General features: G+C 59.7%; 1 protein-coding gene. It reads right to left on the bottom strand.

Annotation, left to right across the window (positions count from 1 at the left end):
- Nucleotides 1-18: 18 nt before the first annotated feature.
- On the bottom strand, nucleotides 19-352 hold a 334-nt coding region (locus P0D89_RS54320; protein ID WP_408371604.1), incomplete at its 5' end, for a transposase.

Below are 352 nucleotides of genomic sequence, written 5' to 3'. Positions count from 1 at the left end.
TCGCACCGGCGCTGATAGTCAGCCGTAGTGCCGCAGGTTGATCATCGTGTAAGCGAGGGTCTTGAATGCATAGTGAACCGGGCTCAGACGCTCGAAGCGAAGCAGAAGCCGCCGGAACTTGTCCTCCCAGGCGAAGACCCGCTCGATGGTCCAGAAGCGCTCCTCGAAAATGTCCCGATTGAAGTGCAGTTTGCGGCCCCGCTTTGGTGTTTTACGTCCGCGTGGGTTTTCGGGAATGTTGGGAATCGTGTCCCGGTTGAAAATCGCCTTGCGGTTAGCCCGGCAGTCGTAGACGCCGTCCAGGCTGACCGTTGAGCCCTGCAGGTCCATGCCAATGGCGTGGGCGATCTGG

The organism is Paraburkholderia sp. RL18-085-BIA-A, assembly GCF_046027075.1.
In the GTDB taxonomy this organism is placed as follows: domain Bacteria; phylum Pseudomonadota; class Gammaproteobacteria; order Burkholderiales; family Burkholderiaceae; genus Paraburkholderia.
The sequence above is the reverse complement of the archived record's forward strand: the minus strand, read 5'-3'. Positions and strand labels throughout refer to the sequence as shown.